Genomic DNA, 8948 nt, shown 5'->3' with positions numbered 1-8948 from the left:
ACAAACGCAATACTGGAAGGTATGAACAGTATCATACAGAATGTAAAACGCAGAGCCCGCGGTTTCAGGAATACTGAATATTTCAAAACAATGATCTACCTGAACTGCAGTGATCTGGATATTGAAGCGGTGATAACTATGGCGTAGCACTCTTATTCATTGATTCCTTGGGTGCCCTGTAGTTGTGTGGCAATGGTATGTCAAGGGTTTCCACACAGTGGAGCGAAGCTCCCTTGATATACCATTGCCACACAGCTACACTTCCAAGCAGGAATCAATAATAAGGAAATGTTGTTACCCACTATAAATGGGGATTAACCTGTTTTTTGTATTATGATTTTCACGACAAATCAGAGCAAAAAATGTCGGGTAATACTAACGCCATCGGATTAAACTGATACTATAAATATCAGGAAGAGGTATGGTTCCATGTCTTTTCAATGGTAATTATTTTGATAGCGATCATAATGAAGATAGCCAGGATGGATTATCCTGCGATTACCCTTGTTTTATGGTATTTCTACATATGGTTCTTATACGGTACACTAAATGTAAAAGAGATTTGGTTGGATAAATGATAAATTTCAGCATAATCTATCACAAAGCTATTTTGAGGCAAAAGCTTCAAGATGGCTTTTTATTTTGTCTGAAAAAATGTATGATAATTCATAAGTTGTCTGAAATACTAGGCATGGGAGGAGTTGGTATGATAATCGGGTTTGTTATTTGGAGCCTTTGCGCTGTCTTGTTTTTCGTTATAGGCGTTGTTGATTTGAAATCTAAGAAGCCGGTGGGCTTCTTCACAGGGGTCAAGCCGCCCAAAATCACGGATGTAAAAAATTATAATAAAGCAGTTGCTATGCTATGGTTTGTTACAGGGATTGTTTTTGAACTGATAGGTGTGCCGTTCCTATACCTTAAGCAGAATTCTCCAGCATGTAGCTCACCCCATGGGAGATTTTTCTGTTATGGAAGAAGCAGCTGACAAGTTGATGGAGTGGATAAGGATGACGCAATCCAAGCCATGTTTTTATATGACCTGGACCCAAGAAGGTGATGAGACTTCCCAAAAAGAAATGTCAAAGAGGTACAGGAAACTTGCGGAAAAATATGGATGCAAGGTTGCGCCTGTTGGAGAAAAGTGGTGGGAGTATATCCATGAACATCCTGAAGCAGATCTTTTCTATGAAGACAGGAAACATGCGTCATTAGAAGGGTCAAAGCTAATAGCAAGGACTATCTATGAAACTCTTAAGGATGATATGCAGTAAAAGGAATAAATAGTTGCTTTGGGAATAAAGGTGAGAGTATGAACAAACAAGAGATCATAAGTATACTGGATACTGTATGTGAATCAGCACTATGGAGTGCACCTTGAATACGAAGAGCAGACCTGCGAGTTCTCATCACAGAATCAGCAGTGTATAAAGGACAGATGTCCATTTTATGAAGGATAATGAGGTGTAAATTACACCCAAATCAGTGTAACTATTGCTATGTGTACGTTTTATTGATAAACTCTAATAGTAATAAATCTAAAAGAAAGCGAGGTAATCATGCGTATGTATGAAATGAGAATAACCGGAACAGAGATTGTAACTGAATATAGTATGAGACCCTCGGCTTATGAATATCATCAGAAAGAGGTATAATTTACTTTGCCGTCTTTCATCATATGAAAATTGACATTTGACGATTTGAGCCGTGGCATTTTTGTCGCGGCTTTTTCTATGCAAATTTAGGTAATATTTCCATAAACAGGGTCTCCGTAAAGAAGTGAGTAATAACTATAACAAGAAGAAAAATGGAGACAAAACAATGAATAAAATAATAATTAAAGACTTTGAACCGAGACATATAGAGGAGGCAATGGGCATTGCCCTTAGTGCATACAATTATGAAAGGAAGTTTACACAGGCTCTTTCGGAAATATCAAACATTCCGATACTGGAACAATTAGCCGGAAATAGCTTCAGTGTTGCAGCGTTTGAAGGCGAGAAAATGGTAGGATTCCTTTGCAGTGTGGAACCTTTTGAGAATGCTTTTCGTTCCACTGATGTGAGAGGAGTTTTTTCACCCATGGGTGCGAATGGTGCTGCTTCAGAAAATCACGGCAGGATTTATGCAGCGATGTATCAAGAGGCTGCAAAAAAGTGGGTAAGAGCCGGAGCGATGTCACATTCAATTTGTTTATATGAACATGATGAGGAAGCAAAACAGCAGTTTTTCCGTTATGGATTTGGAATGAGGTGCTTGGACGCCATTCGTCCGATGGAACCAATTGACTGCGCCTCATGCGATGGGTATGAGTTTATGGAATTGCCCAAGGCAGATCTTAAAGATGTTTATCCGCTTTATTTGGCACTTAATGAGCATTACTGCTCTAGCCCATTTTTTATGAATCGAAAGCAGCATACACAGGAAGAGTTTTTGACCTCTTCTGAAACGGAACGTTTCTTTGTAGCGAAGAAAGACGGAGAACTATGTGCTTATTTGGAAGTGTCAGACGAAGGCGAAACCTTTGTTGCATCCGGAGACGGTTACCGTCATATCACGGGGGCATATTGTTTGCCGGAACACAGGGGCAGGGGAGTATATCAGAATCTGCTAAACTTTGTTATAAATACTTTAAAAATGGAAGGATACACCAAGCTTGGAGTGGATTTTGAAAGTATCAATCCGGCAGGAAGTGGTTTTTGGCTTAAGTATTTTAAGGCATATACCAATAGTGTTGTGCGCAGGATAGATGAGCGGATTTTAACGGAAACACTATTGTAGGGAGTAAAATACAATGGAATTAATTAGTGATTACATGAGAGATGACACATACCGTCAAATGTTGAACGAACTGACGCAAAAGACATTTGGATTTGACTTTGAAGGCTGGGTTACGAATGACTATTTTAAAGGCGATTATATTCCTTTTTCCTATGTGGAAGGTAAAAAGATTTTTAATATAAATGGTTAAGCAAATCGTAATTTTTAGAGGGAATAATGGATTTTTTTAATACAGATTTTTTAAATAAAAATGTTTAACAACATGCATCCCGACTTCTTTGATGATCCTGGCATATGTGGAATGCCAAAAGATTGGGTATTTTCAGAACTGATAATGGATCTGCACAAAGATTCGCCTCGTGAAATAGTACCGCATTGCCCTGAAAACATTACTTTTGATGAATATAAAGGCGATGTCAGCAGACTCAGGAAGGCAGTAAATGAAGTAGACGAGGACTGGGTACAGTATTTTGGAGAATGGAGCAGAGTTTTTGTGCCTTTGATAAGGATGAGGTGGTTGCATTTTGCATACTAAGCGATTTTGGAACGAAAGATAATCTTAAAATCGGTGGACCGGGTTGCGTCGGAACCATTCCAAAGTATCGAGAGAAGGGCATTGGACTCGAGATGGTCAGAAGAGCTACTGTTTTACTGAAGGGAAACTTACAAGAGGAGAAAAAACATGACACCTAAAATTTGGTTATTCGTAGTTTTGATTGCAGTAATGGCACCGGTTTATCTTCTGTTCGGAGTTGCCACTTATAAAAATGTAAAGGAGATGTCTGAAAAGAACAAAGAAGAGTATGAAAAGAATAAATCTAAGCATAAGTACATGGTGATGGGGCAGAGCTGGCGACTTGCTATAGGAGTTACTGTCGGAAGCGTCGCAAGTTATCTCATGTCTGGAAGAGTTTCAACCGGAATGTGTTTAGGAACAGGACTCGGAATGTTCGTGGGCATGATGATAGGTGCAATAATCGATAGAAAAAGGGAAATGGAACATAAGACGAACGAGTTCAACCATTAAAGGAGGGGCGCTATGAGTGGATCGGCAATTTACATTATGGTCATAACGAAGAAGTATAGAGGCTGAACGGTATTGATTTTTGGGGTATAAAAAATAGGAAGTTTTTGTAGATTCTATTTGAGGAAATAAGCAGTGAAAGACAATCATAAATTGATAGCAAGATTATTTATATTGCTCTTTACTGTATCCGTTGGAGCATGGTAAGGGTGTTGGAGGAAAGATTCTCCACGAAGGCGTAAGGGTTGCTACTGAGCTGTTTAAGGCTAAGAAGATATACCTGGAAGCCCAGGAATATGCTGTTGGATATTATGCAAGGTTTATGGTCTTAAAGCGATGAGAGTCGGTGATTCCCTGATGTCTCAAAAACTCGACCTGGTCCCCATAAGTAAATTTGTTGTGACAAGAAGCCCGTATTGGGAAGACCAGCATATTTTGACAGGCTATTGGTTTGAAGAAGAGGAGGTATATTCGCCAAGTGAGGAATTAACAGCCTTTCTTAAAAGTGGTGAAAAGCCTGTTCTGCTCGCACTCGGCGCAATGTCATTCGAAGATAAAGCAGAAACGGATAAACTGGATATGTTTGTCAAAGCATTTCAAAAGGCGGGATGCAGGGCAATCATACAAGGGTTTCAAAAATCACTTGAAGAGTATAAACTTCCGGAAACAATGATGTCTGTTGGGAGTGTTCCTCACAGCTGGCTCTTCAAACAGTGCAGCTTCGTGATTCATCACTGTGGTTTTGGAACATCTGCTGCAACCATGATCTATGGAATACCGTCTATACCGGTTCCTCATGTGCTGGACCAGATGGGATTTGCAATGCAGCTTAGAAATTTAAATGTGGCCACGGAACCATTGAAAGCAAAGGAGCTGACTGAAGAAAATATCTATAATTCCATTGTTCAAATGCAAGATACGTATGATGAAAAAAGCAAAAATGCAAAGGAAATATCTGATAAGATCAGGACTGAGGGTGGATTGTCTGAAACAGTACAATTAATTGAAAGTGTTATATGATTTATCTTCCAGTTGATCGTATGCTTTTGGATGTTACTCATCTGCGTGGTGGGTATAGCAAATGGCCCGATTGGACTGGTTGTGTTTTATGAGCAGGATGTAAAAGAGAGGGTTGTTGAGCGTGGATTGACGACGGCAGAGAAGATCAAAAGAACATCTGTTATATCGGGACTTGCTCTGTTTATACCCCAATTAACTGTTATTCCGGGTACTGAGGATCTAATGCCTTATATCAACACGAAAACAAGGATCAGAAAATGGGCAGGTTCTCTTGTTGGCTTTCCTATACTTGCAGCTATCATATCAGGGATAATGCAGTTGATAGGGTAAGATTATATTCCAGTTATATTTACGACAACAATCCGAGTTTTAAGAATCACGGAGAAAATGATTGAGATCACATACTTTCAACTTTTTCTACTTATAACAATAATATGGATAATTACTCGATGTATCATAGCGATGAAATCGAAGACATTTTCAGTAAAGCATGAATGTCGGCAGCTTTTGGTTTATGTGTGTATTGTTGTTATTTGCAGATTTGTATACTTCGGATTCCATCTTGAGAATGGAAAGATACCGACATTAAAGGTAGGCTTTGGAGATGATATCCGTGATATGACCAGTTTCATTCCATTTTATTTTCTTGTAGACCGGTATGATGGTTGGAAGATGAACATTATTGGGAATATCACAATGTTCATACCGGTTGGAATTGTATGGCCGATTTGTTTTAGCAGACTAGATACGATTAGAAAAACCATATTTGCAGGTGCTGGGCTTACTCTACTTATCGAAGTGACTCAGCTCTTTTGTCTCGGAAGACATACGGATGTTGATGACTTGATCTTAAACACAATCGGTGTAGCAATTGGCGCATATATTGTATTCTTGATTCGGAGAAGGCAGAAGAAAGAATAGTTCTTTATGGACAGTTGAATCCAAGTATGTCGGGATGATGCGATAGTAAGTTCAATCAGAATTTATTATTTTGAAACTTTAATTGTCGGAATGAAATATAGATGGGGAGGTTTTAGATATATGTGGATCATATTTGCACTGTTATCTGCAGTATTTGCTGCATTAACCTCAATATTGGCTAAGATAGGAATCGAAGGAGTGGATTCTAATCTGGCTACGGCCATCCGAACCGTGGTAGTGGTTGGAATGGCCTGGATTATGGTATTCATAACTCATGCACAGAGCGGGTTATCGACGATCGGCAAAAGAAGCTGGATATTTCTTATTCTCTCAGGTCTGGCTACGGGTGCTTCGTGGTTATGTTATTACAAAGCATTACAGTTGGGAGAAGCTTCTAAAGTAGTACCTATAGACAAACTCAGCGTGGTGATCACTATGGTTCTGGCATTTGTGTTCCTGCATGAGCAGTTTACTGCAAAGTCAATTATGGGATGCATCCTGATCGGAGCGGGGACGCTGCTGATGGTAATATAATATTCAGGCATTATCGATCAAGGAGGTAAGTAATGAAGCAATATATTGTTGATGCTTTTACAGACAAGCCGTTTTCCGGAAATCCGGCGGCGGTTTGTGTAATGGATAAATGGCCGAAAGAAGACTTCATGATGAAGTTGGCTATGGAGAATAATCTGAGCGAGACAGCGTTTATTGTCAAGGAGGAACAGGGGTATCATCTCAGATGGTTTACTCCCGGATCCGAAGTTGAACTATGTGGTCATGCTACTCTGGCATCTTCTTTTGTGATATTCAATTACTTTGAGCAGAATGAGGATGTAATAGAATTTAATACTCTCAGCGGAAAACTGACGATTGTCAGAAAGGGTAAGCTTTATGAGATGGATTTTCCTACTTATGAACAGCAGGAGATAACGGTGACAGATGAGATGGAAAGTGCTTTTGGTGTGAGGCCCGTTAAGGCGATACTGGGGCCAGATCTTGTATGTATTTTTGAATCTGAGGAGCAAATCCGTAACATGAAGCCGGATCAGGCTAAACTTGCAGGGCTTCCCGGACGTGGACAAAATGTTACGGCAAAAGGAAAAGATACAGACTGCGTATCGAGGAGTTTCTTTCCTAAACTTCTGGTTCCCGAAGATCCCGTTTGCGGTTCTGCGCATTGCCAGATAGCTGATTATTGGTCAAAAGAATTAGGGAAATCAGAGATTCATGCGTACCAGGCGTCGAAGAGAGGTGGGCATCTATATTGCGAACTCCTTGAGCATGGAAGGATAAGAATTAGCGGAGAGGTTACATTGGTTGCCATCTCAGATATTCTCGTTGATTTTTAACTTCCAGTTAAAACGTGCTTACAAATTTTTTAACAAGCTGTATATTTCTTGCATAAAATATACAATAAAATGGGAATGCTTAAGTAATAAAAAGTTGTTGAAAAAAGGGCTGATTCCTTGTATATTATAGGTAGTGGATGCGCTGTGGAATCTCGAGATGCCCACGGCCCAGAGAGTTCATGCGTGAGCTCTCTTTTTTTATTTTGGAGGAACCTTTTGTGGCAAAAGTGTTTTATACATATCAGCAACAATTGGATAAGCTTGAAAAAGAAAAGGACCTGATAATTCAGGACAGGAACTATGCTGAGAATAAATTAAAGGAAATAAGCTATTATTCTCTGATTGGCGGATATAAGCAACCTTTTAAGCACTTGCCGTCTGGAAAATATCTTAGAGGTGTTACTTTTGAAGAGATAGTAAATCTCTACTATTTCGATGAAGAAATGAGATCTTTGCTTCTTAAATATATTCTTCATGTAGAACGGCAGATCAAGTCGCTGCTTTCATATCACTTCTGTGAGAAATATGGGGACAATCAAAGCCATTATCTGAATGCCAACAATTACAACAACACACCTAACAATGCTCTTGGTATAAGCAGACTGATAACTTGCCTGCAAAAGGCAATAACTTTACCAAGCAATTATCCATATATAGTGCATCATGTAAACACATATGGGAATGTTCCTCTTTGGGTTGCAATGAATGCTATTACTTTTGGGAATGTAGCAGCCATGTATCAATATGCTACGACGGATGTAAGAACAAAAGTCAGTCAGAATTATTCAAAGGTTTCTGAAGCTGAATTGCATCAGTTTATCAGAATAATTGCAAGCTGCAGAAATGTCTGTGCTCACAGTGAGAGGCTATTTACATTTCATTCTAAATTATCCGGCCCTAATACTGACTTACATGTTAAAATGAGGATTCCAATGAAGAATGGTGCCTACATAAATGGTAAGCATGATTTGTTTGCGGTTGTCATAGCACTTAAATACTTGATCCCGGATAATGAGTTTAAGGAGTTCAAGAGAAAGCTGAAATTGCTGATTGTTAAGGTAAATAAGGGATGCCCACATCTGCCAGAAAAAGATTTGCTTGAATATATGGGCTTTCCAAGCAATTGGGAAAAGGTAACTAGATATAAAAAATAACAGAATGAAATAAATCATTAAGCTATAAGACTGAAAAGGGTGTTACGCATTTGTGACACCCGTTCTCTTCATTTGGAAGAGTATTATCTAGTGATATTATGCGTATGTCAATTAAAAATTTTAACAGGGAAAATAGATGAGCAAGCAGGAATTAGAATTAGTATTTCCTTCTAGAGATATGGAAAAACAAATTATTTTATACAAGAAGGAACATTTTGATTATGGTGATATGCAGGTTCATGGTACTGGAGGATTGGCATTTTTTGATAGTTATGAAGAATGGCTGAATCACATAAACACAATCAGGAATCTGAATCCTAAGACGGGTGTCCAAACAAGCACATTTTTCTCCAAACGTATCTCGGATGGAAAACTCATTGGATGTATTAAGATACATCATTCGTTAACAGACGAGTTGAAAAACGGTGGACATATTGCTTATGGCATACGACCTTCTGAAAGAAAAAAGGGGTATGGCATAGCTCAATTAGAACTTTGCTTAGAATTTGCTAAGCGGATTCCACTTAAGCAAGTAGTTGTTGCTTGTGATAAAGACAATATCGCTTCAGCAAGTACGGCTAAGAGTTGCGGTGGTGTTTTGGCTAACGAATTTGAAGAAGATGGTGTTATAAAGCAGCATTATGTATTTAATTTTATATAAGTATTGAAAAAGCACTGACAAATCCAGATGATGTAGTGCTG

General features: G+C 38.9%; 16 protein-coding genes. All 16 read left to right on the top strand.

What is annotated here, in order from left to right; all coding sequences use genetic code 11:
* Nucleotides 1-147: transposase (locus BLR42_RS17395; protein ID WP_139165198.1), on the top strand; the 147-nt coding region annotated here is incomplete at its 5' end.
* 559 nt (nucleotides 148-706) lie between these two features.
* Complete coding sequence (locus tag BLR42_RS17390) at nucleotides 707-985, top strand: hypothetical protein (protein WP_139165197.1); 279 nt, start codon at nucleotides 707-709, stop codon at nucleotides 983-985.
* Complete coding sequence (locus BLR42_RS17385) at nucleotides 969-1271, top strand: SGNH/GDSL hydrolase family protein (protein ID WP_091871862.1); 303 nt, start codon at nucleotides 969-971, stop codon at nucleotides 1269-1271. Before BLR42_RS17390 ends, BLR42_RS17385 begins: the two co-directional genes overlap by 17 nt.
* Before the next feature lie 78 nt (nucleotides 1272-1349).
* Nucleotides 1350-1457 (top strand): DUF5714 domain-containing protein, encoded by a 108-nt coding sequence (locus BLR42_RS23645; RefSeq protein WP_242879412.1) that lies wholly within the window; start codon nucleotides 1350-1352, stop codon nucleotides 1455-1457.
* Nucleotides 1458-1818: 361 nt separating this feature from the next.
* Complete coding sequence (locus BLR42_RS17380) at nucleotides 1819-2778, top strand: GNAT family N-acetyltransferase (protein ID WP_242879411.1); 960 nt, start codon at nucleotides 1819-1821, stop codon at nucleotides 2776-2778.
* Nucleotides 2779-2791: 13 nt separating this feature from the next.
* Complete coding sequence (locus BLR42_RS22960) at nucleotides 2792-2968, top strand: hypothetical protein (protein ID WP_170832852.1); 177 nt, start codon at nucleotides 2792-2794, stop codon at nucleotides 2966-2968.
* A 60-nt stretch (nucleotides 2969-3028) separates the two neighbouring features.
* Nucleotides 3029-3313 carry a hypothetical protein gene (locus BLR42_RS22420; RefSeq protein WP_139165196.1) on the top strand — a complete coding sequence of 95 codons (285 nt, stop codon included), beginning with the start codon at nucleotides 3029-3031 and terminating at the stop codon, nucleotides 3311-3313.
* The gene (locus BLR42_RS17375; RefSeq protein WP_091871860.1) at nucleotides 3256-3471 is read left to right on the top strand and encodes a GNAT family N-acetyltransferase; all 216 of its coding nucleotides are present in this window, start codon (nucleotides 3256-3258) and stop codon (nucleotides 3469-3471) included. Before BLR42_RS22420 ends, BLR42_RS17375 begins: the two co-directional genes overlap by 58 nt.
* On the top strand, nucleotides 3461-3805 hold the full coding sequence (locus BLR42_RS17370) for a hypothetical protein (RefSeq protein ID WP_091871858.1): 345 nt from the start codon (nucleotides 3461-3463) through the stop codon (nucleotides 3803-3805). Before BLR42_RS17375 ends, BLR42_RS17370 begins: the two co-directional genes overlap by 11 nt.
* Before the next feature lie 354 nt (nucleotides 3806-4159).
* A complete protein-coding gene (locus BLR42_RS17365) occupies nucleotides 4160-4822 on the top strand; it encodes a glycosyltransferase (RefSeq protein ID WP_091871854.1) in 663 nt (220 codons plus the stop codon).
* A gap of 45 nt (nucleotides 4823-4867) precedes the next feature.
* Nucleotides 4868-5152 (top strand): hypothetical protein, encoded by a 285-nt coding sequence (locus tag BLR42_RS17360; protein ID WP_242879410.1) that lies wholly within the window; start codon nucleotides 4868-4870, stop codon nucleotides 5150-5152.
* A 132-nt stretch (nucleotides 5153-5284) separates the two neighbouring features.
* Nucleotides 5285-5743, top strand: a complete 459-nt coding sequence (locus BLR42_RS17355; RefSeq protein WP_242879409.1) for a VanZ family protein — start codon at nucleotides 5285-5287, stop codon at nucleotides 5741-5743.
* A 120-nt stretch (nucleotides 5744-5863) separates the two neighbouring features.
* Nucleotides 5864-6277 (top strand): EamA family transporter, encoded by a 414-nt coding sequence (locus BLR42_RS17350; protein WP_091871847.1) that lies wholly within the window; start codon nucleotides 5864-5866, stop codon nucleotides 6275-6277.
* A gap of 32 nt (nucleotides 6278-6309) precedes the next feature.
* On the top strand, nucleotides 6310-7092 hold the full coding sequence (locus BLR42_RS17345; protein ID WP_091871845.1) for a PhzF family phenazine biosynthesis protein: 783 nt from the start codon (nucleotides 6310-6312) through the stop codon (nucleotides 7090-7092).
* A 218-nt stretch (nucleotides 7093-7310) separates the two neighbouring features.
* Nucleotides 7311-8246, top strand: a complete 936-nt coding sequence (locus tag BLR42_RS17340) for an Abi family protein (RefSeq protein ID WP_242879408.1) — start codon at nucleotides 7311-7313, stop codon at nucleotides 8244-8246.
* A gap of 136 nt (nucleotides 8247-8382) precedes the next feature.
* The gene (locus tag BLR42_RS17335) at nucleotides 8383-8907 is read left to right on the top strand and encodes a GNAT family N-acetyltransferase (RefSeq protein WP_091871841.1); all 525 of its coding nucleotides are present in this window, start codon (nucleotides 8383-8385) and stop codon (nucleotides 8905-8907) included.
* Nucleotides 8908-8948: the final 41 nt, after the last annotated feature.

The sequence above is a fragment of the Butyrivibrio sp. INlla16 genome (assembly GCF_900104155.1).
Lineage (GTDB): Bacteria > Bacillota > Clostridia > Lachnospirales > Lachnospiraceae > Butyrivibrio.
The sequence above is the reverse complement of the archived record's forward strand: the minus strand, read 5'-3'. Positions and strand labels throughout refer to the sequence as shown.

Coding starts and splice junctions, on each gene's coding strand:
- BLR42_RS17390 (WP_139165197.1), top strand. CDS start 707: ATGATAATCGGGTTTGTTATTTGGAGCCTTTGCGCTGTCTTGTTTTTC.
- BLR42_RS17385 (WP_091871862.1), top strand. CDS start 969: ATGGAAGAAGCAGCTGACAAGTTGATGGAGTGGATAAGGATGACGCAA.
- BLR42_RS17380 (WP_242879411.1), top strand. CDS start 1,819: ATGAATAAAATAATAATTAAAGACTTTGAACCGAGACATATAGAGGAG.
- BLR42_RS22960 (WP_170832852.1), top strand. CDS start 2,792: ATGGAATTAATTAGTGATTACATGAGAGATGACACATACCGTCAAATG.
- BLR42_RS22420 (WP_139165196.1), top strand. CDS start 3,029: ATGTTTAACAACATGCATCCCGACTTCTTTGATGATCCTGGCATATGT.
- BLR42_RS17375 (WP_091871860.1), top strand. CDS start 3,256: ATGGAGCAGAGTTTTTGTGCCTTTGATAAGGATGAGGTGGTTGCATTT.
- BLR42_RS17370 (WP_091871858.1), top strand. CDS start 3,461: ATGACACCTAAAATTTGGTTATTCGTAGTTTTGATTGCAGTAATGGCA.
- BLR42_RS17365 (WP_091871854.1), top strand. CDS start 4,160: ATGTCTCAAAAACTCGACCTGGTCCCCATAAGTAAATTTGTTGTGACA.
- BLR42_RS17355 (WP_242879409.1), top strand. CDS start 5,285: ATGAAATCGAAGACATTTTCAGTAAAGCATGAATGTCGGCAGCTTTTG.
- BLR42_RS17350 (WP_091871847.1), top strand. CDS start 5,864: ATGTGGATCATATTTGCACTGTTATCTGCAGTATTTGCTGCATTAACC.
- BLR42_RS17345 (WP_091871845.1), top strand. CDS start 6,310: ATGAAGCAATATATTGTTGATGCTTTTACAGACAAGCCGTTTTCCGGA.
- BLR42_RS17335 (WP_091871841.1), top strand. CDS start 8,383: ATGAGCAAGCAGGAATTAGAATTAGTATTTCCTTCTAGAGATATGGAA.